The organism is Pseudomonas sp. VE 267-6A, assembly GCF_024126555.1.
Classification (GTDB): Bacteria; Pseudomonadota; Gammaproteobacteria; order Pseudomonadales; family Pseudomonadaceae; genus Aquipseudomonas; species Aquipseudomonas palmensis.
In genome coordinates, this window is the sequence record NZ_JAMYBY010000001.1 from 384,980 (window position 1) to 409,624 (window position 24,645).

The window sequence follows — 24,645 nt, forward strand, 5'->3', positions numbered from 1 at the left end:
TTGCCGGCGAAGGGGCCCTCAATGCCCCACCTCAAACCGCCCCACTTCTGCCCGCAGTTGCCCCGCCAAGCCCTCCAGCTCCCGCGCCGTAGCCGCCAGGTTGGCTGCCACCTCGCGCTGCTCGCTGTTGGCCAGCGCAATACTCTGCAAGTTGCTGCTCAGCAACGTCGCCGTGCTGCTCTGCTCCTGAGTCGCGGTGGTGATCGCGGCAAACTGCTGCCCCGCCGCCCGGCTCTGCTCATCGATGCGCGCCAAGGCCTCGGCGACCTTGGCATTGCGTTGCAAGCCGTCCTCCATCAAGCGGTTGCCCTGCTCCATGGTGCTGATGGCGTTGCCGGTCTCCTGCTGAATGCTGGCGATCATGCCGGAGATCTCGTCGGTGGCTTCGCGGGTGCGCGCCGCCAGGTTGCGCACCTCGTCCGCCACCACGGCGAACCCGCGCCCCTGCTCGCCCGCCCGTGCCGCCTCGATGGCCGCGTTCAGCGCCAGCAGGTTGGTCCGCTCGGCAATCGAGGTGATGGTGCCGACAATGCCGCCAATCTCCTTCGAGCGCACCCCAAGGGTATCGATCACTGTCGCGGTGCTGCCCAGCGCCTGCGCGATCTGCTGCAACGAGGTGGACGCTTCGTCCATCGACGCACGGCCAATGCGCGTCTGCTGCGCGTTGTCCTGGGCCATGCGTTCGGTGCTGCTCATGTTGTCAGCGATGTTCAGGGAGGTGGCGCTGAACTCCTCGACTGCACCGGCCATGCTGGTGATTTCGCCCGACTGCTGCTCCATGCCCTCGCAAGCACCCGACGACAGCCCCGCCAGCGCCTGGGCACGCTGGCTGACCTGCTGCGAGGCATCACGAATGTGCAGCACAGTGCTCGCCAGCGCTTCGCTCATCTGATTGAAACTGCGTGCCAGTTGGCCGATTTCGTCGTGGCTGGCCACCGCCAGGCGGGCACTCAGGTCGCCCGCGCCCAGGGCCTGGGCCTGACGCACCAGGTCGGCCAGCGGCCGCAGCTTGCGGCGCAGCAGCCACAGGGTGGCGCCCACCGCCAGCATCATGGCCAGCAGGCTGCCAATGGCCAACCTTGCGCCCACGCTCCAGGTCACGGCACGAATCTCGGCCTTGGGCATGCTTGCCAGTACTGTCCACGGGCCGTCGGCAAAGGGCATGGCCACGCTATAGAGGGTTTCGACCCCATCGTTCCAGAAGCGCCCTTCCCCTGCATGCGCGGCAAACCCGCCCAGTTGGTGGGCAGCCAGTGCCGTGTCGCTGACACCTGCTGGCGCCACCAACCAGTGTTGCTGTTCGTCCAGCAGCGCCAGCGACCCCGTCTGGCCGATACGGAAGCGCCGGAGGTTGTCGAACTGGGCGTTCTGCGCGTCGGTATAGTCGAAGCCGACGAACAGGACCGCGATGACCCGACCCGACACGTCACGCACCGGTGTGTACTGGGTCATGTACGAGCGCTCGAACAGCACGGCACGCCCCACGTAGGGCTGCCCGGCCATCAGCCGCGCGTAGGCCGGGTGCTGGTGATCGAGCTGAGTGCCGATGGCGCGGCTGCCGTCCTGCTTGGTCAGCGATGTGCTGATACGAATGAAGTCCTCACCGCTGCGCACGAACACGGTGGCAACACCCGCCGTCATCTGGCGAAAGTCGTCAACCTCGCGAAAATCGTTGTTCAGCGCATGGTCCGCCAGGTACAGCGCCGGCGTGGCCACTCCGGCCACGCTGAGTGACTGGTCGGAGGCAAGCCGCAGCCCGCCGGCAAAGCGTTTTTCGAACAGGCCACTGAGGCGCTGGGTACTCTCGCGCAAGGTGCTGTGGAACGTGTCGAGCTGGTCGGCGAGCAGCCGTGCCTCGCTGGCCAGGTGTTCCTGGCGGGTGATCAGGTTGGCGCTGTCGAGCGAGCGCAGGGCAAACAGCGTACTGCCGGTAATGACGACCGCCAGCACGGCGGCCAGGGCAATACCGAGTTGCGAGGCAATTCGGGCACGGGGTTGGGACATGGAAGCTCCTGGCAATGGGGGCCGGATCATCCTGATCACGCTGCACCGTCGGCATGGGGAAGTGGAGCCATTCTGGTTGCGGCTCTCGACCCCACTGATTCGGCGGCGTCATCGATTACTTGAGTGCATCACAGGGATATTCTGCGCAAACGTTCAATCGCCGATGTTGGGCTCATTTGCCCCCAGTATCTGCACCTTGGGCAGGTCCATCGCACGGGCCTCGCCCTGCAGGAAGTCGCTGAGCCGGCGCAGACGCTCGCCACCGGGACGCGTGCGTGGCCACACCAGGTAGTAATTCAGGCCGCTGGCCACCGCCGTCGGCCAGGGCAGGCTCAGGCGCCGCTGGGCGACATCCTCGGCCACCATCAGCAAGTCCCCCATCGACACACCATACCCTCGCGCGGCAGCGATCATGCCCAGCTCGAGGGTATCGAACACCTGGCCGCCCTTGAGCGAGACCTGTTCGGTCAGCCCCATCTGCGCCAGCCAGCTGCGCCAGTCGCGCTTGTCGGGCGTGGGATGCAGCAGTTCGCAGGCCTTCAACTGCTCCACGTCCCAGGGCGTCTGATCAAGCAGCGCGGGCGCACCCACCGGTATCAGCAGTTCAGGGAACAGCGGGCTGACTTCCCAGTCCGGCGGAAAATGCCCGTCGCCCAACAGCACTGCGCAATCGAAGGGTTCATGGTTGAAATCCACATGGTCGACGTCCATCCAGGCACTGGTGAGCTGCACCTCGTTGCCCGGCTGCAAGTGGCGAAAACGGCTCAGGCGCGCCAGCAGCCAGCGCATGGTCAGGGTCGAAGGGGCCTTCATGCGGATCACCCCATCTTCGCTGTGCAGGGTGTTGCAGGCACGCTCAAGTGCGGCGAAACCCTCGCGCACACCGGGCAACAGCAGGCGCGCCGCCTCGCTCAACTGCAGGGTGCGGCCATTGCGCAGAAACAGCCGGCAGGCGAAGTGCTCCTCCAGCGTGCGGATGTGCCGGCTGACCGCGCTCTGGGTTATCGATAACTCATCGGCGGCACGGGTGAACGAACTGTGCCTGGCAGCGGCCTCGAACGCCCGCAAGGCGTAGAGAGGCGGTAAACGGCGTGACATGCGGGCGTGCTCCAGCAATGAAATACGGGTTGGCACGGATCATACTCACATGAGTTTTAATCATGCCAATGATCGTTTTTATCCTTTTGTGCAATGGCCCGCAAAGGCCGAGAATCCACGGCTCACCCTTCCCTTTTCAGGAGCTGCATCATGCAGGCTGCGCCCGTTACCGAACTCAAGGCATTGCTACGGCTGGCCGGGCCGCTGATCGCCTCGCAGTTGGCGCACATGCTGATGCTGCTCACCGACACCCTGATGATGGCCAAAATCAGCCCCGAGGCCCTGGCTGGTGGCGGGCTGGGCGCGGCCAGCTATTCCTTCGTGTCGATCTTCTGCCTGGGAGTGATTGCCGCCGTCGGTACCCTGGTCGCGATTCGCCAGGGTGCGGGCGACAACCCCGGTGCCACGCGCCTGACCCAGGCCGGGCTGTGGCTGGCCTGGGGCATGGCCATCGTCGCCGCGCTGGTGCTTTGGAACCTGTCGCCGGTGCTGCTGATGCTGGGCCAGACACCTGGCAACGTGGCTTTTGCCAGCCAGTTCCTGCTGGTGCTGCCGCTGGCCCTGCCCGGCTACCTGAGCTTCATGGCGTTGCGCGGGTTCACCAGTGCACTGGGGCGTTCGACGCCGGTGATGGTGATCAGCCTGGTCGGCACCGTGGTCAATTTCCTGCTCAACTACGCCTTGATCGAAGGCATGTTCGGCCTGCCGAAGCTGGGCCTGATGGGCATCGGCCTGGTGACCGCGCTGGTGGCCAATGCCATGGCCATCGCACTGGCGCTGTACATCCGCCGCCACCCGGCCTACGCGGACTTCCCGATACGCCAGGGCCTGAGCCGCCCGCACCTGCCGGCGTTGCGCGAGCTGTGGCGCCTGGGCCTGCCGATTGGTGGCACCTACACCGTGGAGGTCGGGCTGTTTGCCTTCGCAGCGCTGTGCATCGGCACCATGGGCACCACCGACCTGGGCGCGCACCAGATCGCCCTGCAGATCGTCTCGACCGCGTTCATGATCCCGGCGGGCCTGTCATACGCGGTGACCATGCGTGTGGGCCTGCATTACGGCGCCGACCGCCTGCTGGCGGCGCGTCAGGCCGGGCGCGTGGGCATCGGTTTTGGCGCGGCGATGATGCTCGGTTTCTCGCTGCTGTTCTGGCTGATGCCCGAGGCGCTGGTGGGGCTGTTTCTGGACCGCCAGGACCCGGCCTTCGCCGATGTGATCCGGGTGGCGGTGAGCCTGTTGATGGTGGCGGCGTGGTTCGAGCTGTTCGACGGTATTCAGACCATCGCGATGGGCTCTATTCGCGGGCTCAAGGACGCCAAGACCACGTTCCTGGTGGGGTTGGCCGGGTACTGGCTGATCGGCGCACCGGCGGCGTGGGTGTTCGCGTTTCCCATGGGCGGCGGCGCGGTAGGCGTGTGGTGGGGGCTGGCGCTGGGGTTGGCGTGTGCGGCAATCGGGCTGACGGTGGCGTTCGAGTGGCGGATGCGGCGGTTGCTGGGCAGTTCGCAGATGGCACAGATTTCTGTACAACCTTGAGGGCCTGTTCGCCGTCAAGGCCGGCTCCTACCCTGTTTCGCGCATGCCGGCGACGGGGCCTACAGCGCCACTGCGCCCTGCCCCGCCCCCTGCACCAGATACTCGACCAGTTGCTCGATCGGCAGCGGCCGGCTGATCAGAAAGCCCTGCACCTGGTCGCAGCCAAAGCTGCGCAGCAACGCCAGCTGTTCCTCGGTCTCCACGCCCTCGGCCACCACCTCCAGGTTCAGGTTGTGCGCCAGGTTGATCATGGCGTGCACCAGCTTGCGGTTCTCTTCGCGCTGCTCCATGCCACCGACAAAGCTGCGGTCGACCTTGAGCAGGGCGATCGGCAGGCTGTTCAGGTGCACGAACGACGAAAAGCCGGTGCCGAAGTCATCCAGCGAAAACCGCACCCCCAAGCGTCCCAGCGCGTCCATGGTCTGCTTGACCAGGTCGTTGCGCCGCATCACTGCGGTCTCGGTCAGCTCGAACTCCAGCCAGCCCGCATCCACCCCGTGCTCGACGATCAGCCGCCCCAGCGTGGCCAGCAGCTGGCTGTCCTGAAACTGGCGAAATGACAGGTTGACCGCCATGTGCAATGGCGCCAGCCCCTGCTCGCGCAGTGCCTGCATGTCGCGCAGGGCACGCGAGATCACCCAGTACCCCAGCGGCACGATCAGCCCGCTCTGCTCGGCCAGCGGCACGAATTCGCTCGGTGGCAGCAGGCCACGCTCGCTGTGGCGCCAGCGCACCAGTGCCTCCAGGCCGACGATGCGCCCGTCGCTCAGGTCCAGGCGTGGCTGGTAGTGCAGTTCCAGTTCGTCGCGGCGCAGGCCTCGGCGCAGCTCGCTTTCCAGGTCGGCCAGGCTGCGTGCGTTGCGGTTGATGCGCTCGTTGAAGATGTGAAAGGTGCAGCCCTGGGTGCTCTTGGCCTGCTGCATGGCGATGTGCGCGTGCCACATCAGCGGGTCGGCACCAGCCTGCGCACGGGCATGCGCCACGCCCAGGCTGCACCCCAGCAGCAGGCTTTCGCCGTCGATCCAGTAGGGTTCGGCCAGGGCCTCGGTGATGCGCTCGGCCATCCACTCGGCACGCTGCGGCTCGCGCCGGGTGTCGATCAGCAGGGCGAATTCGTCGCTGCCCAGGCGCGCCACCTGATCGCCTGCCTCGAGCTGGCGCTTGAGCCGGCTGACCACCTGCAGGATCAGGCGGTCACCGGCCTGGTGGCCGAGGGCATCGTTGGCGTGGCGGAAGTTGTCCAGGTCCAGGTGCCCGAGGGCCACACCGCGCCCGTCGTTTTCGGCCAGGCGCGCGGCCAGCAGGGTCTGGAAGCCCTGGCGGTTGGCAATGCCGGTCAGCGGGTCCTGCTCGGCCAGGCGCTGCAGGGTGGCTTCGAGCACACCTCGCTCGCGCACATGGCGCAGGCAGCGGCGCAGCATGTCGCCGCTCAGCTGCTCGAACACCAGCCAGTCGCTCACACCCGGCGGCGCCTCGGGCGGCTCCTGCTCCAGCAGCAGCACCATGGGCAGGTCGCAACGCCCGGGCGCCGGCTGCAAGCCCGGGGTGGCCAGCACCAGCGCGTTGCGGTCGCGGGCGAACAGGCTGTCGACCGCGTCCCAGCCGGGTGCGGTCACCAGCACCGCGCCACCGCCCAGCGGCAGCAGGCATTCACCAAGGGCAACGGCCCAGTGCGGCCCGTCCGCCAGCAGAAGCAGACGCAACGGTTCGACAAGCGTAGACAAGCTGGCTCCTTAGCACGAGAACGCGGTCAATGACGATGTGGGCGGGATGCTCGATCCTGAACCATCAAATGTAAATGGTTTTCACTTTAACTCACGACATTCCTTCGTCCTGATCCCGCGGTATTTCGCCACGCATCCTGCGGGAAAGTATCAAAAGCGGCAAATTAAGATCGCGTGGTACGTCACACTGTCAGACGGTCGCGGCACAATTGCTCTGCGCCTGCTAAAATGCCCGGCTATTTTTCAGCGACCCCCGGTTAACGTCATGTCCCGACTCAACCCCCGGCAACAGGAAGCCGTGAGCTACGTCGGCGGCCCTCTTTTGGTGCTCGCCGGTGCTGGCTCCGGCAAGACCAGCGTGATCACGCGCAAGATCGCCCACCTGATCCAGAACTGCGGCATCCGTGCCCAGTACATCGTGGCCATGACCTTCACCAACAAGGCGGCGCGCGAGATGAAGGAGCGCGTGGGCACCCTGCTGCGCGGCGGCGAGGGGCGCGGCCTGACGGTATCGACCTTCCACAACCTTGGCCTGAACATCATTCGCAAGGAGCATGAACGGCTGGGCTTCAAGCCGGGTTTCTCGATTTTCGACGAAACCGACGTCAAGGCCCTGATGACCGACATCATGCAGAAGGAATACTCCGGGGACGATGGCGTCGACGAGATCAAGAACATGATCGGCGCCTGGAAGAACGACCTGATCCTGCCGCCCGAGGCCCTGGAGAACGCGCGCAACCCCAAGGAGCAGACCGCCGCCATCGTGTATGCGCACTATCAGCGCACGCTCAAGGCGTTCAACGCGGTGGACTTCGACGACTTGATCCTGCTGCCGGTCAAGCTGTTCCAGGACCACCCCGACATTCTGCAGAAGTGGCAGAACAAGGTGCGCTACCTGTTGGTGGACGAATACCAGGACACCAACGCCAGCCAATACCTGCTGGTGAAGATGCTGATCGGTACGCGCAACCAGTTCACCGTGGTGGGCGACGACGACCAGTCGATCTATGCCTGGCGCGGCGCGCGCCCTGAAAACCTGATGCTGCTCAAGGACGACTACCCGTCCCTGAAGGTGGTGATGCTCGAGCAGAACTACCGCTCCACCAGCCGCATCCTGCGCTGCGCCAACGTGCTGATCTCCAACAACCCCCACGCCTTCGAGAAGCAGCTGTGGAGCGAGATGGGCCACGGCGACGAGATCCGCGTGATCCGCTGCAAGAACGAGGAAGCCGAGGCCGAGCGCGTGGCGATGGAGATCCTCAGCCTGCACCTGCGTACCGACCGCCCGTACAGCGACTTCGCCATCCTCTACCGCGGCAACTACCAGGCCAAGCTGATCGAGCTGAAGCTGCAGCACCACCAGATCCCCTACCGCCTGTCGGGCGGCAACAGTTTCTTCGGGCGCCAGGAAGTAAAAGACCTGATGGCCTACTTCCGCCTGCTGGTGAACCCGGACGACGACAACGCCTACCTGCGCGTGATCAACGTGCCGCGCCGCGAAATCGGCTCCACCACCCTGGAAAAACTCGGCAACTACGCCACCGAGCGCAAGGTGTCGATGTATGCCGCCAGCGAGGAGCTGGGCCTGGGCGAGCACCTGGACAGCCGCTTCACCGATCGCCTGCAGCGCTTCAAACGCTGGATGGACAAGGTGCGCGAGCAGGTCGCGCTGGAAGACCCGATCGCCGCGCTGCGCAGCATGGTGACCGACATCGACTACGAGAACTGGATCCGTACCAACAGTTCCAGTGACAAGGCCGCGGACTTTCGCATGGGCAACGTCTGGTTCCTGATCGAGGCGTTGAAAAACACCCTCGAGAAGGACGAGGAAGGCGGCATGAGCATCGAGGAAGCCATCGGCAAGCTGGTGTTGCGCGACATGCTCGAACGCCAGCAGGAAGAGGAAGAAGGCGCCGAGGGCGTGCAGATGATGACGCTGCATGCCTCCAAGGGCCTGGAGTTTCCCTACGTGTTCATCATGGGCATGGAAGAGGAAATCCTCCCGCACCGCTCCAGCATCGAGGCCGACACCATCGAGGAGGAGCGGCGCCTGGCCTACGTGGGCATCACCCGCGCACGCCAGACCCTGGCCTTCACCTTTGCCGCCAAGCGCAAGCAGTACGGCGAGATCATCGATTGCGCGCCAAGCCGCTTCCTCGATGAATTGCCCGATGACGACCTGGCCTGGGAAGGCCTGGACGATACACCCACGGAAGTCAAAGCCGTGCGTGGCAATACGGCCCTGGCCGATATCCGCGCCATGCTCAAACGATAGATAATCCACCTTTGCCCTGGCTTGTTGCCGGGGCCTTTTGGCTACATCGAGGAATTACACCAGTGGAAGCACTGCACCAGAAGATTCGCGAAGAAGGCATCGTGCTTTCCGATCAGGTTCTCAAAGTCGATGCGTTTCTCAACCATCAGATCGACCCTGCGCTGATGCAACTGATTGGCGACGAGTTCGCCCGTCTGTTCGCCGATGCGGGCGTGACCAAGATCGTCACCATCGAGGCCTCGGGGATTGCCCCGGCGGTGATGACCGGTTTGAAGCTGGGCGTGCCGGTGATCTTCGCCCGCAAGCACCAGTCGCTGACCCTGACCGAGAACCTGCTGGTGGCTTCGGTGTACTCGTTCACCAAGCAGACCGAGAACACCGTGGCGATTTCGCCGCGTCACCTCAACAGCAGCGACCGCGTGCTGGTGATCGACGACTTCCTGGCCAACGGCAAGGCGTCGCAGGCGCTGATCTCGATCATCAAGCAGGCCGGCGCAACCGTGGCCGGGCTGGGCATCGTGATCGAGAAGTCGTTCCAGGGCGGGCGTGCCGAGCTGGACAGCCAGGGCTATCGCGTCGAGTCGCTGGCCCGGGTGAAGTCGCTGGACGGTGGTGTGGTCAGCTTTATCGAGTAAGGCTTACCGACCGCTTCGCCAGCAAGGCTGGCTCCTACAGGTGCTCCACCGCCTGCAGGAGCCGGCCTTGCCGGCGAAAGCGTTCTACGCGGTAGTTTGCAAAGCCGCCAGCAGCAACCGCTGGTACAGGTCCTCCTTCAGCCCGTCCGGCTCGCTCAGGCCCATGCGCCGCAGATGCTCGGGATACCGCTCCGGCCCCGGCGCATCCAGTGCCGCCTTGCCCAGCTCCAGCGCCTCGCTCAACTTGAACTTGCTCTTGAGCCAGTTCAGCGCGCGCAGCAGGTCCTTCTCTTCAGCGGTGAAATCGCTGCCCAGCGGATACTCGGCAAACAACCGCGCATGCCGCCCACGCAATGCCTCAAGCCGCTGCGGCGTGTTCTGCGTGAAGCGCGCATCCAGCTCGAAATCCTGCGCCAGCTTGCCGGCCTTTTTCGCCTGCTCCATCAGCCCGGGCTGGAACCGCGAATCGCTGATCGCCAGCAACCGCGCAATCACCTCGGCGTCGGTCTGCCCGCGCAGGTCGGCAATGCCGTACTCGGTCACCACGATATCGCGCAGATGCCGCGGGATGGTGCAGTGCCCGTAGGTCCACAGCAGGTTGGAACTGACCTCCCCGCCGGCTTCGCGCCAGCTGCGCAGCAGCAGGATGGAACGCCCGCCTTCCAGCGCATGGGCCTGGGCGACGAAGTTGTACTGCCCGCCCACGCCGCTCAGTACGCGACCGTCCTCGAGCTGGTCGGCCACCCCCGCCCCCATCAGGGTCATGGTGAACACCGTGTTGATGAAGCGTGCATCGCGGCGCTGTTCGCGCTTGAGGGCCTCGTCGCCGTACAGCTCGTTGATGAAGCTGATCGCGTGCATGGCAAAGGATTTGCGCTGCGCCAGCGGCATCTCGCGCAGGCGCTGGTAGAACGCCTGCGGCCCGAGGAAGAAACCGCCATGCACCAGCACCCCGTCGGCCACCGGCCGGCGCACCACGCCCGCCTCCGCCAGCGCGAGCAATCCGTTCACGAACATTTCGCTGCAGCCATACAGGCCCTGGGCAAACGGCGCAGTGCCGCCTTCACGCTCGATCAGCACCTGCCAGGGCGCCAGGTCGAGGTCGGCGAGCAGCGCCTGGTACTCCGGCGCGCCCCCCTGGCGCGCCAGCAACGCGGCGGCCAGCGCATCGCCCATGGCGCCGATGCCGATCTGCAGGGTGCCGCCGTCGCGCACCAGGGTGCTGGCGTGCACGCCGATGAAGTGGTCCTGGGTGGTGACGGGCATGTTCGGCGTGGAGAACAGCCGAGTGGTTTCCGGGGCGTCGATCAACAGGTCGAAATCGTCCTGCGCCAGTTCGCTGTCGCCCGGCATGTAGGGCAGCTCGTCGTGCACGTGCCCCAGCATCAGGATGGTTTCGCCGGCTGCACGCCGGCGCGCGATCATTGGCAGCAGGTCGAGGGTGATGTCGGGGTTGCAGCTCAGGCTCAGGTGCCCGGGGCGCTCGGGGTGGGCGGCAACGATCTGCGCCACCAGGTTCAGGCCCTTGGCATTGATGTCGCGGGCCGCATGACTGTAGTTGCTGCTGACGTAGTCCTGCTGGGCCATGTGGCTGTGCAGCATGCTGCCCGGCTGCATGAAGAACTGCTCGACGCGGATGTTGGCCGGCAACCGGTCGCGGCGCAGGTCCTGCAGGTAGTCGAGTTCGGGGTAGTCGGCGAACACGCGCTCCACGAAGGGTTCGAGAAAGCGCCGCTGCAGGCCGTCACCCAGGTCCGGGCGGCCCAGGGTCAGTGCGGTGTAGATGGTCAGTTGCCGCTCGGGCAGCTCACGCACCCGTGCATACAGCGCATTGACGAAGCGGTTGGGCTTGCCCAGGCCCAGTGGCAGGCCCATGTGGATGTGCGCCGGCAAACGCGCCAGCACTTCGTCCACGGCGATCTCGATCGAACAGCGGTGCGCCATCTCGGCCTCCTAGGCATCCGTGATTCCAGGGTTGGACCGAGCATGCCCCGCGTTTGCTGCAATGGCCAGCGTCAGAAACGACAAAGCCCGCACGTGGCGGGCCTTGTAGCTGCAGCGTCGGGCTTACTTGAGGCCGGACATCTTCTCGATGGCGGCCTTGAGGTCGTCATCCGAGCAGTCGGCACAGGTGCCTTTTGGCGGCATGGCGTTGATGCCGGTGATGGCCTTGGCCAGGATGCCGTCCAGGCCGCCCTGGTGGTCGGCGCGCTCTTTCCAGGCGGCGGTATCGCCGATCTTCGGTGCGCCCAGCAGACCGCTGCCATGGCACGCGTTGCAGTGCTTGGCGATGACTTCATCCGGGGTCTTGGCACCGCCACCGCCGGCAGTGGCGGCCACTTCCATGCCCTTGCATTCCTGCCCTTGTACACACACCTGACCGACCGGCTCCAGCCGCTTGGCGATGTCGTCATTGGTCACAGCCTGGGCGTTGACGGCCCATAGGGCTACTACGGCTGCTGGTACGGCCAGCATTGTCTTGATTAGATTCACGCGTACACCCTCATGGTGGCTAGTCACGCCCGCGGCCACGGTTTCGCAGGCCGCGCAAGTATAGCGGGAACCCCGCCTCACCGAAACAACCCTAAAGACCAAAGGGGTTTAGCCGCGACAATCCGCCGCGCATTGGCGACGCGCGTGGGCTCAGAAGTTGGCCGGGGTGGCGGCACTGATCAGCCGGGCCGGCTCATCGTAGGGATTGCGGAATCGATGCGGCTTGGTGCTCTCGAAATAGTAGCTGTCGCCCGCCTCGAGGATGAAGGTTTCAAGCCCCACCACCAGCTCCAGGCGCCCTTCGAGCAGGATGCCGGTCTCTTCGCCGTCGTGGGTGAGCATCTCTTCGCCGGTGTCGGCACCGGGCGGGTAGATCTCGTTTAGAAAGGCAATGGCGCGGCTGGCGTGGGCCTTGCCGACCAGCTTCATGGTGACTGCGCCGTCGGATATATCGATCAGTTCGTTGGCCTTGTACACGATCTGGGTCGGGTTCTCGGGCTGCAGCTCTTCGGAAAAGAACTCCACCATCGACATCGGAATACCGCCCAGCACCTTGCGCAGCGAGCTGATCGAAGGGCTCACGCTGTTCTTCTCGATCATCGAGATGGTGCTGTTGGTCACGCCCGCCCGCTTGGCCAGCTCGCGTTGAGACAGGCCTTTGAGCTTGCGAATGGCTTGCAGTCGTTCACCGACGTCCAAGGCCTGGGCCCTCCTAAACGAACACGTGGGGTCGAAATTGAACGGTATCATCGCAACAGCGTTCAGTATTTACAACACTTCGACCCGCAGCCCGTCCGCTTTGGCGCCTCAATTGCCGCTGTACACCATCGGCACCCGACGCAGGTTGCAGAAGATCTGATACGGGATGGTGCCCGCCTGGATCGCCACGTCGCTGGCCAGCACGTGCTTGCCCCACAACTCCACCGGGCTGCCCAGCCCGGCCTCGGGCACATCGGTGAGGTCGATGCACAGCATGTCCATCGACACGCGGCCAATCAGCTGGCTGCGCTTGCCGGCCACCAGCACCGGGGTACCGGTGGGTGCCAGGCGCGGGTAGCCGTCGGCGTAGCCCATGGCGACCACGCCCACGCGGGTGGGGCGCGGGCTGATGAATTTCGCGCCGTAGCCCACCGGTTCTCCGGCCGGCAGTTCGCGCACGCAGATCACTTTGGATTCCAGGGTCATCACCGGCTGCAGGCGCTGAGCCTGGGCCTGCGGCACCTCGAAGGGCGTGGCGCCATACAGCATGATGCCCGGACGCACCCAGTCGCTGGGCACCTGCGGCCAACCCAGCACCGCCGGCGAGTTGCGCAGGCTGACCTCGGCACTCAGGCCCTGGCGCGCGGCTTCGAACACCGCCACCTGCTCGCTGCTGGCCGTGCTGTCGAGTTCGTCGGCACGGGCGAAGTGGCTCATCAGCACGATGCGCGCCACCTTGCCGCTGGCCAGCAGACGCTGGTAGGCGCCGTGGTAGTCCTTGGGGTGCAGGCCGACGCGGTGCATGCCGGTGTCGAGCTTGAGCCACACGGTGATCGGGCGGGTCAGGCCGGCCTGTTCGATGGCTTCGAGCTGCCACAGCGAATGCACCACGCACCACAGGTCCTGCTCGGCAATCAGGGGCAGCTCGCTGGCTTCGAAAATGCCCTCGAGCAGCAGCACCGGGGCCTTGATGCCGGCAGCACGCAGCTCCAGCGCCTCTTCGATGCAAGCCACGGCGAACCCGTCGGCCTCGCCCTCCAGCGCCTGGGCGCAGCGCACCGCGCCGTGCCCGTAGGCGTCGGCCTTGATCACGGCCAGCGCCTTGGCGCCGGTCAGTTCGCGGGCGAGTTGATAGTTGTGGCGCAGCGCTTGGAGATCGATCAGGGCACGGGCGGGACGCATGACGGCAGCCTTCTGGCAGTCGGGTGAGTTGGGAAACGGATTACGGCAGGGCGGCGACGATCGAGATCTCGACCAGCATCTGCGGATTGCACAGCCGGGCCTGGACGGTGGCGCGGGCCGGGGCATTGCCTTTGGCCAGCCACTGGTCCCACACCGTGTTCATGGCCTGGAACTGGGTGTCGATGTCGCTGAGGTAGATGGTCGCCGACAGCACGCGGCTCTTGTCGGTACCGGCCAGGTCCAGCAGCCGCTCGATGTTGGCCAGCACCTCGCGGGTCTGCTGGCCGACGTCGCCGTTCAGGTCATTACCCACCTGGCCCGACAGGTAGACGGTGCCGTTGTGGGTAACGATCTGGCTCATGCGCTCATTGGTGAGCTGGCGCTGGATTGACATGCTTTGCAGTCTCCTGACTGTTGCTGTAGCGGGAAATGTCGAGGCCTTCGGCGCTGATCTGCGGCTTCTTGCGCGCCATCAGGTCGGCCAGCAGGCGACCCGAACCGCACGCCATGGTCCAGCCGAGGGTGCCGTGGCCGGTGTTCAGGAACAGGTTGCGAAACGCCGTGGCGCCCACGATCGGCGTGCCGTCGGGGGTGGTCGGGCGCAGGCCGGTCCAGAAGCTGGCCTGGCTCAAGTCGCCGCCGCGAGGATAAAGGTCGTTGACGATCATCTCCAGCGTTTCGCGCCGACGCGGGTTGAGCGACAGGTCGAAACCGGCGATCTCGGCCATGCCGCCGACGCGGATGCGGTTGTCGAAGCGGGTGATCGCGACCTTGTAGGTCTCGTCGAGAATGGTCGAGGTCGGTGCCATGGCCGGGTCGGTGATCGGCACGGTCAGCGAGTAGCCCTTGAGCGGGTACACCGGGGCCTTGATGCCCAGCGGCTTGAGCAGTTGCGGCGAGTAGCTGCCCAGGGCCAGCACGTAGCGATCGGCGGTTTCCAGCTTGCCGTCGATCCATACGCCGTTGACCCGGTCGCCCGCGTGATCGAGGCGCTCGATGTTCTGCCCGAAGCGGAATTCCACGCCCAGGTCGCGCGCCATTTCGGCCAGGCGCGTGGTGAACAGCTGGCAGTCGCCGGTCTGGTCGTTGGGCAGGCGCAGGGCACCGGCGAGGATGTCGGTGACATTGGCCAGGGCAGGCTCCACGCGGGCAATGCCGTCGCGGTCGAGCAGCTCGTAGGGCACACCGGACTGTTCCAGCACGGCGATATCCTTGGCCGCGTTGTCCAGTTGCGCCTGGGTGCGGAACAGCTGGGTAGTGCCCAGGGTGCGGCCTTCGTAGGCAATGCCGGTTTCGGCACGCAGCTCGTCGAGGCAGTCGCGGCTGTACTCGGACAGGCGCACCATGCGCTCCTTGTTCACCGCATAGCGGTTGGCCGTGCAGTTGCGCAGCATCTGCGCCATCCACAGGTACTGGTCGATGTCGGCGGTGGCCTTGATGGCCAGCGGGGCGTGGCGCTCGAGCAGCCACTTGATGGCCTTGAGCGGCACACCGGGTGCAGCCCAGGGCGAGGCATAACCCGGCGATACCTGGCCAGCGTTGGCGAAGCTGGTTTCCATGGCCACCGCCGGCTGGCGATCGACCACCACCACTTCAAACCCCTGACGAGCCAGATAGTAGGCACTGGCGGTCCCGATGACGCCGCTACCAAGTACCAGAACGCGCATGTTGTTATCCCTCGAGGCGGCGTACCGCACACATTTGTTGTTTAAGGCATGGATGGGCGCAGTATAGGAAGGTAGAGGCAGTGCTTTTCACTATATAAAAGCCTATATTTGGCGAGAATTCTCGGCAGGGTCGGCTTTTACGGAGGGGCATCCACTATGAGAACCCAGCATCAAAGCAAACGTGAACTGGACAAGATCGACCGCAACATCCTGCGCATCCTGCAGACCGACGGGCGCATCTCGTTCACCGAACTGGGCGAGAAGGTCGGCCTGTCGACCACCCCGTGCACCGAGCGGGTCCGGCGTCTGGAGCGCGAAGGCATCATCATGGGCTACAACGCCCGGCTCAACCCACAGCACCTCAAGGGCAGCCTGCTGGTGTTCGTCGAGATCAGCCTGGACTACAAGTCGGGGGACACTTTCGAAGAGTTTCGCCGCGCGGTGCTCAAGCTGCCCCACGTATTGGAATGCCACCTGGTATCGGGCGATTTCGACTACCTGGTGAAGGCGCGCATCTCGGAGATGGCCTCCTACCGCAAGCTGCTGGGCGACATCCTGCTCAAGCTGCCGCACGTGCGCGAATCCAAGAGCTACATCGTGATGGAAGAGGTGAAGGAAAGCCTCAACCTGCCGATTCCGGACTGAGCCTTACACCAGCACCTGGCGGGTGCTGGCGATGTACTGGTGCACCAGGCGCTCGGCCTGCGGGTCGATCATCTCGGCAGGGCCGCGACCATTGGGGCACGGCAGGCGCGGGGTGGTGCCGAACAGGCGGCAGATCAGCGGCCGCTCCTCGTACACGGTGCAGCCCTCGGGGCCCAGGTGCACACAGTTGAGCTCATCCAGCGCGGCCTGTTGCTCGGCCGCGCTCTTGCGTGGCAGGCGCGCCATTTCCTCGCTGGAGGTGGTCACCGGGCCGCAGCAATCGTGGCAGCCCGGCACGCAGGCGAACGACGGGATCTGCTCACGCAGGAAGCGGATCTTGTGACTGTTGCAACTCATGGCAGACTCGTGGCGGGAAAGGCTGAAGCGCCATTTTGCCCCACGGTTGCCTGCCGATCAAAGCACCGCCTATGCTGTGTCAAATTTTCCACACAGCCCCTACCAGGATCCTTCAAACGTGCATACCACTTCCTACTACGCTGCCCACAGCGCCGGGCAACCGGCGTACCCGCCCCTGCAAGGCGAGCTGAACTGTGATGTGTGCGTGGTGGGCGGCGGCTTTTCGGGCCTCAATACCGCCATCGAACTGGCCGAACGCGGCCTGAGCGTGGTGCTGCTCGAAGCGCACAAGATCGGTTGGGGCGCCAGTGGACGCAATGGCGGGCAGCTGATTCGCGGGGTCGGACACGGCCTGGACCAGTTCACCCCGGTGATCGGCAGCGAGGGAGTGCGCAGCCTCAAACTGATGGGCCTGGAGGCAGTGGACATCGTGCGCCAGCGCATCGAACGCCATGCCATCGACTGCGACCTGACCTGGGGCTATTGCGACCTGGCCAACAAGCCACGGGAATTCGAGGGCTTCAGCGAAGAGATCGACGAGCTGCGCGGACTGGGCTACACCCATGAGCTGCGCCTGGTGCAGCCCGACCAGATGCACACGGTGGTCGGCTCGCGTCGCTACGCCGGCGGCCTGGTGGACATGGGCTCGGGGCACCTGCACCCGCTGAACCTGGCGCTGGGCGAGGCCGAGGCCGCGCGCCAGCTGGGCGTGCAGGTGTTCGAGCATTCCCGTGTCACCCGCATCGAGCACGGCCCGCAGGTGCATGTGCACACCGCCAAGGGCTCGGTGCGGGCGAACACGCTGGTGCTGTGCTGCAATGCCTACATCAACGACCTGGACCGCGAGCTCAGTGGCAAGGTGCTGCCAGCCGGCAGCTACATCATCGCCACCGAACCGCTGAGCGAAGCCCTGGCCAACGAGTTGCTGCCGCAGAACATGGCGGTGTGCGACCAGCAGGTGACCGTGGACTACTATCGCCTCTCGGCCGACCGGCGCCTGCTGTTCGGTGGCGCCTGCCACTACTCGGGGCGCGATCCGCAGGACATCGGCGCCTACATGCGGCCCAAGATGCTCAAGGTGTTCCCGCAACTGGCCGACACCCGCATCGAATACCAGTGGGGCGGCATGATCGGCATCGGCGCCAACCGCCTGCCGCAGATCGGCCGCCTGCGCGACCGGCCCAACGTTTACTACGCCCAGGCCTATGCCGGCCACGGGCTCAACGCCACGCACCTGGCCGGGCGGCTGCTGGGCGAGGCGATCAGCGGCCAGCAGAGCGGGCGCTTCGACCTGTTCGCCCAGGTGCCGCACATCACCTTCCCCGGCGGCAAGCACCTGCGCTCGCCGCTGTTGGCGCTGGGCATGCTGTGGCACCGCCTCAAGGCACTGGCCTAGGGTCTCCAGAATGGCCTGAGACCTTCCTTCACGGCCTGTTCGCGGGTCAGGCCGATATCGCGCAGCTGCTCGGCATCGAGCTGCAGCAGCGCATGGCGTGAACGCCACCGCCGCATCATCACAGCCCAGCGACTCGGGCTGGCGGGCGCCTCATGTCGCGCCACCTCGCCTTTGGTGCACAGTGGCAGGCCTGCATCGCTCGCGCCGTTCATCGCTTCATTCCTCCAGGGTGGGTAACCGTGCAGCCATGATGCGCGGGGGCTGCAAGGCATTACAGATTCAACCGCCAGGTTTTATTTCCATACAGATGTGTCGATAACGGCGCTGAATGCTGTATTTTTGCCCAATCTGTACCGGTTGCCAGCCGCTTGCCCGCCCAGGAGTACGCCATGACCCTCTACGTCAACCTCGCCGAGCTGATTGGCGCACGCATCGAGCAGGGCCTCTACCGCCCCGGCGACCGCCTGCCGTCGGTGCGGGCCCTGAGCGTCGAGCATGGCGTGAGCCTGAGTACCGTGCAGCAGGCGTATCGGGTGCTGGAAGATCACGGGCTGGCGGCGCCCCGGCCCAAGTCCGGCTATTTCGTGCCTGACCATCGCCCACTACCCGCCCTGCCCGACGTCAGCCGCCCGGCCCAGCGCCCTGTGGATATCTCGCAATGGGACCAGGTGTTCGAGCTGGTGCGCAGCGTGCCGCGCAAGGACGTGGTGCAACTGGGCCGCGGCATGCCCGATGTCGGCAGCCCCACCCTCAAGCCGTTGCTGCGCAGCCTGGCGCAGCTGAGCCGGCGCCAGGACATGCCCGGCCTGTACTACGACACCGTCGCCGGCACCGAAGCCCTGCGCGAGCAGGTGGCGCGGCTGATGCTCGATTCGGGCTGCAGCCTGAGCACGGCAGACCTGGTGATCACCACCGGCTGCCAGGAAGCCCTGTCGATCAGCGTGCGCGCGGTGTGCCAGCCGGGCGACATCGTCGCGGTCGAATCACCGAGCTTTCACGGCGCCATGCAGACCCTCAAGGGCCTGGGCATGAAAGCGTTGGAGATCCCCACCGACCCGCTCACCGGCATCAGCCTCGAAGCCCTGGAGCTGGCCCTGGAACAGTGGCCGATCAAGCTGATCCAGCTGACCCCCAGCTGCAACAATCCATTGGGCTACATCATGCCCGAGGCGCGCAAACGCGCCCTGCTGACCCTGGCCCAGCGCTTCGACGTGGCGATCCTGGAGGACGACGTGTATGGCGACCTGGCCTACACCTACCCGCGCCCACGCACCATCAAGTCGTTCGACGACGACGGCCGCGTGCTGCTGTGCAGCTCGTTCTCCAAGACCCTTGCGCCCGGCCTGCGGGTGGGCTGGGTGGCGCCGGGGCGCTACCTGGAGCGGGTGATGCACATGAAGTACATCAGCACCGGCTACACCGCCACCCAGCCGCAGCTGGCGATTGCCGACTTCATCGAGGGCGGCCACTACCAGCCGCACCTGCGCCGTGTGCGCGGCCAGTACCAGCGCGCCCGCGATCAGATGATCGACTGGGTGAGCCGCTACTTCCCCGCCGGCACCCGCGCCAGCCGGCCCCAGGGCGGCTTCGTGCTGTGGGTGGAATTGCCGGAAAGTTTCGACACCTTGCGCCTGAACCGGGCTTTACTTGAGCAAGGTGTGCAGATTGCGGTGGGCAGCATCTTTTCGGCGTCGGGCAAGTTCCGCAACTGCCTGCGCATGAACTTTGCCGCCCGCGCCACTGCCGAAATCGAAGCGGCCGTGCGCAAGGTCGGCGAAACCGCCATTCGTCTACTGGCCGAGGATGAGCGCGGCGGGTAACGTTGCGCCGCCCCGCGTGGTCCAACCCCCAACTGCCTTCCTGCTCAAGGACATGCCCCTTTGACCAAACCCAGGGCCTTCGCGCTGTTACTGATGCTGGCGCTCACCCTTGCCGGGTGCGCTACCTCCAGCACGCCCCGTACCGTGACCCAGGCCCTGCCCGCCAGCGACTCGGCCTTTGGCCGTTCGGTGCAGCGCCAGGCCAGCGCTCATGAGGGGCGGTCCGGCTTTCGCCTGCTGCCCAACAGCACCGAGGCGTTCCACGCCCGCGCCGAGCTGATCCGTAACGCCCAGAGCAGCATCGACCTGCAGTACTACATCGTGCATGACGGGCTCAGCACCCGCGCGCTGGTGCACGAACTGCTGCAGGCTGCCGACCGTGGCGTGCGCGTGCGCATCCTGCTCGACGACACCACCAGCGACGGCCTGGACGAGGTCATCGCCACCCTGGCGGCGCACCCGATGGTGCAGATTCGCGTGTTCAACCCGCTGCACCTGGGGCGCAGCACCGGCGTGACCCGTGCCCTGGGCAGGCTGTTCAACCTGTCGCTGCAGCACCGGCGCATGCACAACAAGCTATGGCTGGTGGACAACAGCATGGCCATCGTCGGCGGGCGCAACCTGGGTGACGAATACTTCGACGCCGAGCCCAACCTGAACTTCACCGACATCGACATGCTGGGCGTGGGGCCGGTGGCCGAACAGCTGGGGCACAGCTTCGACCAGTACTGGAACAGCGCCCTGAGCCGACCGATTGGCGACTTCATGTTCAGCACCCCGAACGCCGACGACCTGCGTGTGAGCCGCGAGCGCCTGGAGGCTTCGCTGAGCGAGGCCAGGGTAAAGCGCAAGGCACTGTACGACCGCCTGATGGCCTACAAGACCCACCCGCGCCTGGATTCGTGGCGCAACGAGTTGATCTGGGCACACAACCAGGCGCTGTGGGATGCGCCAAGCAAGGTGCTGGCCCAGGCCGAGCCAGACCCGCGGTTGCTGCTGACCCAGCAGTTGGCGCCCGACCTGAACGACGTGCACCATGAGCTGATCCTGGTATCGGCCTACTTCGTACCTGGCGAGACCGGCCTGCTGTACCTGACCAGCCATGCCGACGCCGGGGTGTCGGTGAGCCTGCTGACCAACTCGCTGGAGGCCACCGACGTGCCGGCGGTACACGGCGGCTATGCGCCGTACCGCAAGGCGCTGCTGGAACACGGGGTAAAACTGTACGAACTGCGCCGCCAGCCCGGCGACCCCAGCAGCGGGCGTATCCATCACTTCGGCAGTGCATCGGACTCGAGCCTGCACAGCAAGGCGATCGTGTTCGATCGGCAGAAGACCTTCATCGGCTCGTTCAACTTCGACCCGCGCTCGGTGCTGTGGAACACCGAGGTCGGCGTGCTAGTGGACAGCCCGCAACTGGCCGAGTACACCCGCGACCTGGCACTGCAGGGCATGGCCCCGGCGCTAAGCTACGAGCCGCGGCTGGTCGACGGCAAGCTGGTGTGGGTGACCGAGGACAATGGGCAGTTGCACACGTTGACGACAGAGCCAGGCGGGCTGTGGCGACGATTCAATGCGTGGGTGAGCAAGGCGGTGGGGTTGGAGAGGATGTTGTAGGGTGAAGCTATACGGCTTGTCCGCAGCGGTGATCGCTTGGGTTAGCTTGCCGATACCGTTGCGGTCGTAGGCAGAGCGATAGGTTTGCGACTGACCACTCAGGTTGGCCGTAAGCTCGGCCAAATGACCCATGCTGTCGAACGCAGAGTCGATGCGGAGCTAGGGACCTGCGTGGAGGCAGTTCGTCAAGGGTTACCGGCGAGCCAATTTCTTGGTCTGGATGCGTATTCGAACACGTTCAATCCACCTGAAACCCGATCGGATGCTGCCCAATAAACCGCCCCCGGATCATAGTACCCGTACCGGTTTTGGTGCCGCTTCGCCTCACGATCGTGATGCTGCCTCTGAATCCGTATCGGATTAATCAGATAAATATATTTCGCCCAGTTCGATCGTTGCCTGCAAGTAGCTATAACAACCATAGTTTGCTGAACTGCTGCGGCACTGCACCTATAGCGTGGCGCCTAAAGAGGTTTACCGCCACATAATCACTCAATAGAGTCAGCTCTAAACCTACCTTTGACTTAGATTTTTTGATATTTTTTCAATTTCATTCATTGTATTAGAGTCTCGCTTGGATTGTTTTGCTATCGCATCAAGACCCAACGCGATACCTTTTCTGCCTTCAGAAGTTACATCATTAACCAAATCTCCAAATGCTTTTAGTGCAACAGAGCGTTCATAATTCCGAGCTACGATGTCACACAGCACCCAGCAAAACTCCAAATCAGAGTATCGTGAGTAGTTCAATTGCACAGCACTAAGCATTTGCGCCTTTTGAGTCAATGAAAACTTATTCATATCGAATGATATGTTCACTAGGAACGCACTCATTCCAGGCCGATTGAATAGCTCTTCGTTGGACAACAAGTCTAGGATAAACTCAAAAGCTTCATCTGAAATATCACTCGACATTAACTCTGCCATTTCAAATTCAGCAGCAAGATTTAAAAGCGTTTTTCGAGATCCTTTGCCCACAGCCTCACATATTGATTGCCTTATGTTTTTCATGCCGCCTCCGCCATGATAGCTCAATAAAAACAACAACCCACATGCTACTTAACGTTTGAACATGAGCATTTAGAGGATACGCTATCCTCCCTCCACTCATATACTGCGAGTAAAGTCACACAAAGACAGTCAATATCTACCTAACAATCAGAATCGAGAGCCGATAGTAACGAAGACCTCTCCAGTCTCTTCATCATATATACGTCGCGCTACTGCATACTCCGCACCAAATTCTTTAAATATTTTAGAGTTCCAGCTTTCAGAAATTATTAGGGCAACTTCCATGGCTTGCTTCGTAGGAAGCTCATCAAAAACTCCCGTTATCTCTAGCAGGTTCATCCAGAACTGAGCCTCCTCAAGATTTTTGCTCAAACTCAAGTGACGCTCAAACATCTCAGGATCGAACAGCTCAGTAACAAAAACCTTATCATTCAAAATATTGAAACTTGGCCATAAAAATCTTGCAAACCAAACAATGAAGTCCGACGCCAACTCGTGGTTCACATAAATTGCCCTTACATAATCAATACCGGTTACAGCGTGATCCCTATTGGCATCCACAAAAGAAGAGTAATCAAATGATTTAATACTATCCACGTTATTCACCTTTGGGATATTCGTCTGGTACTGGATGGCGCACGCGCCCTTTGTCTATGAATACACGACCGTCTGGCCTAGTATTTTTCGTCGCTTCTTTTATGTTCGGCCTAGCAATATTTCCGTGATCTTTGCCCGACCCACGGTGCTCCTTCCACGTACCATCCCCATAGTGTGTCGTGTACTGACCATCAACACCCGGACGCTCAATAATTGAGTGCGGCCTTCCTTCTGCTGCTTCCATTGGCGGCGGCGGTTTGTTTCGAGACGAACATGCCTTTTCGCAACCTTCCAACCCCAATGGGTATACCAAACCCACAGGGTTTGGCGCGTACTGGTGCAGATTCAGCCCACCCGCGTAACTAATCGGGTCGTTGCTAACGAACCGCCTCACCCCAGGATCATCGTACCGATACCGGTTGTAATGCAGCCCGGTCTCCCGGTCGTGATACTGCCCCTGAAATCCAGTAGTGCGCGGTGGATTGCCCACCTCGTCATGGAACCACTAAAGCTTGCTCGCCGCATTGAGCGCCTGGATCAGATTGCCATTGCCGGCATAGACAAAGCGCTCGGTCTGCGACTGGTTACCCTGGCTGGCGGTACGCTCGCCAGCCGCCCCATGGGGTCAAAACGCAGGTCATCACAACGCTGGCCACCCTACCAACAGGGCATCTCTCGCATCTTTTCGATGAACACTAGGCGTCCTTCATCGCCTACTAAGCTTTCTAACTTAGTCAAGAAACCATCCATGTCCCTGGAAATCAAATCAAATGCTCCCCAACCGTGTTCTTGAGCACGTTGAGAAATCCCAAAATACTCACAAGAAGACAACAGACTTTCATACAACGGGCTTTCAATCCTGCTTTCATTTTGCAAGAAGTGAGATAGCTCAGAAGGTTCAGGTTTTTTAATGCATCTATGCCGGGAAATAATACTATACTTTTTCATATCTAGAACATAACGCTCATGCATAGCAACCATCCTAGCAAATGCACCGCCTTTATCTTTAAAGAAAAAATTCGGCATGCGCCCCTTGGGGAATGCTCTTGGATGATTAATACTGCCAGAGCCGCGCAAGCAGTAGCATTCTCCTAGCAGATCATCCAAAATATTTTGTGAAATCGGGTTTGCATTGAACCCTAGCGTACCATTTAGATCGCGAACCATCACAGCAGAAAAATCATCGTCATCACTTGCTGGCAAAGACGAGATAAACCCATCAGCTCCTTTTTTGAAATATTCAAATTTCGACCTATGAATCAATACTTCAATCATTTCAGCACCCCCGGATAAGTAAATATTATGCCTTCACCCTTCTTGTTTTTCGCGTGCACATGCGGCCCGTCATGATGAGCAGGGAATCCTTCACCTACCAAATGAGGATGTCCGTCTGGATGATCAAAAACTTGCGCCTGACCGCCTATTTCCTCCCGCCCCAGCGTACTGTCTCTAGCGCACAGGCATGCATAATTCTTACCTCTGCTCTCAACTCTAAGTTGCTGAGTAGTAATGTCTTCGCCTCCTCGACCTACTCTCGGAACTTGAGCATGCTGTTGTGCTAGCCTCAACGCATGCGCACGGCTTCTAGCGGCAACAACTTTCTCCAGTCCGAGTGGGTCCGTCCATTCGATAGGGTTTGGTGCGTATAAGTAGAGATTCAATCCACCCGCGTAACTAATCGGGTCCTTGCTAACAAATCGCCCAACCCCCGGATCATAGTACCGATACCGGTTGTAATGCAGCCCAGTCTCCCGGTCGTGATACTGCCCCTGAAACCGTAGCGGGTTACTCAGCCCTACCTGCGTTGCCCAAACCGACCGCTCCTCACGCACCTCCCCCCACGCCTTGTACTGCCCCGCCCACGCCATCTCGCCATTGTGGTCGGTCAG

General features: G+C 63.0%; 21 protein-coding genes and 2 pseudogenes. 7 read left to right on the top strand and 16 right to left on the bottom strand.

Going from position 1 to position 24,645, the window contains the following annotated elements; genetic code table 11:
* Positions 1-18: 18 nt before the first annotated feature.
* A complete protein-coding gene (locus NJH59_RS01740) occupies positions 19-2,004 on the bottom strand; it encodes a methyl-accepting chemotaxis protein (protein WP_253086268.1) in 1,986 nt (661 codons plus the stop codon).
* A gap of 153 nt (positions 2,005-2,157) precedes the next feature.
* Complete coding sequence (locus NJH59_RS01745; RefSeq protein WP_043863339.1) at positions 2,158-3,102, bottom strand: LysR substrate-binding domain-containing protein; 945 nt, start codon at positions 3,100-3,102, stop codon at positions 2,158-2,160.
* A 150-nt stretch (positions 3,103-3,252) separates the two neighbouring features.
* On the opposite strand from NJH59_RS01745, the gene NJH59_RS01750 reads away from it, so the two are divergent.
* Positions 3,253-4,638, top strand: a complete 1,386-nt coding sequence (locus tag NJH59_RS01750) for a NorM family multidrug efflux MATE transporter (protein WP_100634197.1) — start codon at positions 3,253-3,255, stop codon at positions 4,636-4,638.
* 59 nt (positions 4,639-4,697) lie between these two features.
* Here NJH59_RS01750 and NJH59_RS01755 read toward each other — a convergent pair whose 3' ends face one another.
* A complete protein-coding gene (locus tag NJH59_RS01755) occupies positions 4,698-6,362 on the bottom strand; it encodes a bifunctional diguanylate cyclase/phosphodiesterase (protein WP_058541722.1) in 1,665 nt (554 codons plus the stop codon).
* A gap of 265 nt (positions 6,363-6,627) precedes the next feature.
* Here NJH59_RS01755 and rep point away from each other — a divergent pair, with 265 nt between their 5' ends.
* Both rep and NJH59_RS01765 read left to right on the top strand, forming a co-directional pair.
* A complete protein-coding gene (gene rep, locus NJH59_RS01760; protein ID WP_253086269.1) occupies positions 6,628-8,637 on the top strand; it encodes a DNA helicase Rep in 2,010 nt (669 codons plus the stop codon).
* Positions 8,638-8,699: 62 nt separating this feature from the next.
* Positions 8,700-9,272 (top strand): xanthine phosphoribosyltransferase, encoded by a 573-nt coding sequence (locus tag NJH59_RS01765; protein WP_043863335.1) that lies wholly within the window; start codon positions 8,700-8,702, stop codon positions 9,270-9,272.
* A gap of 84 nt (positions 9,273-9,356) precedes the next feature.
* Here NJH59_RS01765 and NJH59_RS01770 read toward each other — a convergent pair whose 3' ends face one another.
* The 6 genes from NJH59_RS01770 to dadA all read right to left on the bottom strand — a co-directional run bounded on the left by NJH59_RS01770 (position 9,357) and on the right by dadA (position 15,313).
* Entirely contained in the window at positions 9,357-11,216 is a 1,860-nt protein-coding gene (locus NJH59_RS01770) for an acetyl-CoA hydrolase/transferase C-terminal domain-containing protein (protein WP_253086270.1), read from the bottom strand.
* A 123-nt stretch (positions 11,217-11,339) separates the two neighbouring features.
* Positions 11,340-11,747 (bottom strand): c-type cytochrome, encoded by a 408-nt coding sequence (locus NJH59_RS01775; RefSeq protein ID WP_043863333.1) that lies wholly within the window; start codon positions 11,745-11,747, stop codon positions 11,340-11,342.
* Between the two features lie 168 nt (positions 11,748-11,915).
* Complete coding sequence (locus NJH59_RS01780; RefSeq protein WP_043863332.1) at positions 11,916-12,464, bottom strand: cupin domain-containing protein; 549 nt, start codon at positions 12,462-12,464, stop codon at positions 11,916-11,918.
* Positions 12,465-12,572: 108 nt separating this feature from the next.
* Positions 12,573-13,646, bottom strand: coding sequence for an alanine racemase (gene alr / locus NJH59_RS01785; RefSeq protein ID WP_088514602.1), 1,074 nt, complete (start codon positions 13,644-13,646; stop codon positions 12,573-12,575).
* A gap of 40 nt (positions 13,647-13,686) precedes the next feature.
* Positions 13,687-14,040: a RidA family protein gene (locus tag NJH59_RS01790; RefSeq protein ID WP_043863330.1), complete on the bottom strand. Its 354-nt coding sequence runs from the start codon at positions 14,038-14,040 to the stop codon at positions 13,687-13,689.
* On the bottom strand, positions 14,012-15,313 hold the full coding sequence (gene dadA, locus NJH59_RS01795) for a D-amino acid dehydrogenase (protein ID WP_043863329.1): 1,302 nt from the start codon (positions 15,311-15,313) through the stop codon (positions 14,012-14,014). The genes NJH59_RS01790 and dadA overlap by 29 nt, the downstream gene beginning before the upstream one ends.
* Before the next feature lie 156 nt (positions 15,314-15,469).
* Between dadA and dadR the strand changes: the two genes are divergently transcribed.
* On the top strand, positions 15,470-15,958 hold the full coding sequence (gene dadR / locus NJH59_RS01800; protein ID WP_042121505.1) for a transcriptional regulator DadR: 489 nt from the start codon (positions 15,470-15,472) through the stop codon (positions 15,956-15,958).
* A 3-nt stretch (positions 15,959-15,961) separates the two neighbouring features.
* Here the strand turns inward: dadR and NJH59_RS01805 are convergent, their stop codons facing one another.
* Complete coding sequence (locus NJH59_RS01805) at positions 15,962-16,315, bottom strand: YkgJ family cysteine cluster protein (protein ID WP_043863328.1); 354 nt, start codon at positions 16,313-16,315, stop codon at positions 15,962-15,964.
* Positions 16,316-16,433: 118 nt separating this feature from the next.
* Between NJH59_RS01805 and NJH59_RS01810 the strand changes: the two genes are divergently transcribed.
* A complete protein-coding gene (locus NJH59_RS01810; protein ID WP_043863327.1) occupies positions 16,434-17,711 on the top strand; it encodes an FAD-binding oxidoreductase in 1,278 nt (425 codons plus the stop codon).
* On the opposite strand, the gene NJH59_RS01815 is transcribed toward NJH59_RS01810, so the two are convergent.
* Entirely contained in the window at positions 17,708-17,923 is a 216-nt protein-coding gene (locus NJH59_RS01815; protein WP_078480636.1) for a DUF1127 domain-containing protein, read from the bottom strand. The two genes, NJH59_RS01810 and NJH59_RS01815, sit on opposite strands and share 4 nt — an antisense overlap.
* A 177-nt stretch (positions 17,924-18,100) precedes the next feature.
* Here NJH59_RS01815 and NJH59_RS01820 point away from each other — a divergent pair, with 177 nt between their 5' ends.
* Both NJH59_RS01820 and NJH59_RS01825 read left to right on the top strand, forming a co-directional pair.
* Positions 18,101-19,531 carry a PLP-dependent aminotransferase family protein gene (locus tag NJH59_RS01820; RefSeq protein WP_043863325.1) on the top strand — a complete coding sequence of 477 codons (1,431 nt, stop codon included), beginning with the start codon at positions 18,101-18,103 and terminating at the stop codon, positions 19,529-19,531.
* Positions 19,532-19,624: 93 nt separating this feature from the next.
* Positions 19,625-21,148: a phospholipase D family protein gene (locus NJH59_RS01825; protein WP_043863463.1), complete on the top strand. Its 1,524-nt coding sequence runs from the start codon at positions 19,625-19,627 to the stop codon at positions 21,146-21,148.
* A 513-nt stretch (positions 21,149-21,661) separates the two neighbouring features.
* Here NJH59_RS01825 and NJH59_RS01830 read toward each other — a convergent pair.
* From NJH59_RS01830 to NJH59_RS01855, 5 genes and pseudogenes are all read right to left on the bottom strand, one after another.
* Positions 21,662-22,159 carry a hypothetical protein gene (locus tag NJH59_RS01830; RefSeq protein WP_146095032.1) on the bottom strand — a complete coding sequence of 166 codons (498 nt, stop codon included), beginning with the start codon at positions 22,157-22,159 and terminating at the stop codon, positions 21,662-21,664.
* A gap of 147 nt (positions 22,160-22,306) precedes the next feature.
* Complete coding sequence (locus NJH59_RS01835; RefSeq protein WP_253086271.1) at positions 22,307-22,756, bottom strand: hypothetical protein; 450 nt, start codon at positions 22,754-22,756, stop codon at positions 22,307-22,309.
* Between the two features lie 292 nt (positions 22,757-23,048).
* A pseudogene (locus tag NJH59_RS01845) lies at positions 23,049-23,246 on the bottom strand (RHS repeat-associated core domain-containing protein); the annotation flags it as partial.
* 167 nt (positions 23,247-23,413) lie between these two features.
* Positions 23,414-24,031, bottom strand: coding sequence for a hypothetical protein (locus tag NJH59_RS01850; protein WP_146095031.1), 618 nt, complete (start codon positions 24,029-24,031; stop codon positions 23,414-23,416).
* Between the two features lie 329 nt (positions 24,032-24,360).
* Positions 24,361-24,645, bottom strand: a pseudogene (locus NJH59_RS01855) (RHS repeat-associated core domain-containing protein); the annotation flags it as partial.

Excerpts from the sequence above, each read along its gene's own strand:
- alr (WP_088514602.1), bottom strand. The coding sequence starts at position 13,646 with ATGCGTCCCGCCCGTGCCCTGATCGATCTCCAAGCGCTGCGCCACAAC.
- NJH59_RS01820 (WP_043863325.1), top strand. The coding sequence starts at position 18,101 with ATGACCCTCTACGTCAACCTCGCCGAGCTGATTGGCGCACGCATCGAG.
- NJH59_RS01830 (WP_146095032.1), bottom strand. The coding sequence starts at position 22,159 with ATGAAAAACATAAGGCAATCAATATGTGAGGCTGTGGGCAAAGGATCT.
- NJH59_RS01790 (WP_043863330.1), bottom strand. The coding sequence starts at position 14,040 with ATGTCAATCCAGCGCCAGCTCACCAATGAGCGCATGAGCCAGATCGTT.
- NJH59_RS01805 (WP_043863328.1), bottom strand. The coding sequence starts at position 16,315 with ATGAGTTGCAACAGTCACAAGATCCGCTTCCTGCGTGAGCAGATCCCG.
- NJH59_RS01770 (WP_253086270.1), bottom strand. The coding sequence starts at position 11,216 with ATGGCGCACCGCTGTTCGATCGAGATCGCCGTGGACGAAGTGCTGGCG.
- NJH59_RS01775 (WP_043863333.1), bottom strand. The coding sequence starts at position 11,747 with ATGCTGGCCGTACCAGCAGCCGTAGTAGCCCTATGGGCCGTCAACGCC.
- dadA (WP_043863329.1), bottom strand. The coding sequence starts at position 15,313 with ATGCGCGTTCTGGTACTTGGTAGCGGCGTCATCGGGACCGCCAGTGCC.
- NJH59_RS01825 (WP_043863463.1), top strand. The coding sequence starts at position 19,625 with ATGCTGGCGCTCACCCTTGCCGGGTGCGCTACCTCCAGCACGCCCCGT.
- NJH59_RS01850 (WP_146095031.1), bottom strand. The coding sequence starts at position 24,031 with ATGATTGAAGTATTGATTCATAGGTCGAAATTTGAATATTTCAAAAAA.
- dadR (WP_042121505.1), top strand. The coding sequence starts at position 15,470 with ATGAGAACCCAGCATCAAAGCAAACGTGAACTGGACAAGATCGACCGC.
- NJH59_RS01815 (WP_078480636.1), bottom strand. The coding sequence starts at position 17,923 with ATGAACGGCGCGAGCGATGCAGGCCTGCCACTGTGCACCAAAGGCGAG.
- NJH59_RS01750 (WP_100634197.1), top strand. The coding sequence starts at position 3,253 with ATGCAGGCTGCGCCCGTTACCGAACTCAAGGCATTGCTACGGCTGGCC.
- NJH59_RS01740 (WP_253086268.1), bottom strand. The coding sequence starts at position 2,004 with ATGTCCCAACCCCGTGCCCGAATTGCCTCGCAACTCGGTATTGCCCTG.
- NJH59_RS01745 (WP_043863339.1), bottom strand. The coding sequence starts at position 3,102 with ATGTCACGCCGTTTACCGCCTCTCTACGCCTTGCGGGCGTTCGAGGCC.
- rep (WP_253086269.1), top strand. The coding sequence starts at position 6,628 with ATGTCCCGACTCAACCCCCGGCAACAGGAAGCCGTGAGCTACGTCGGC.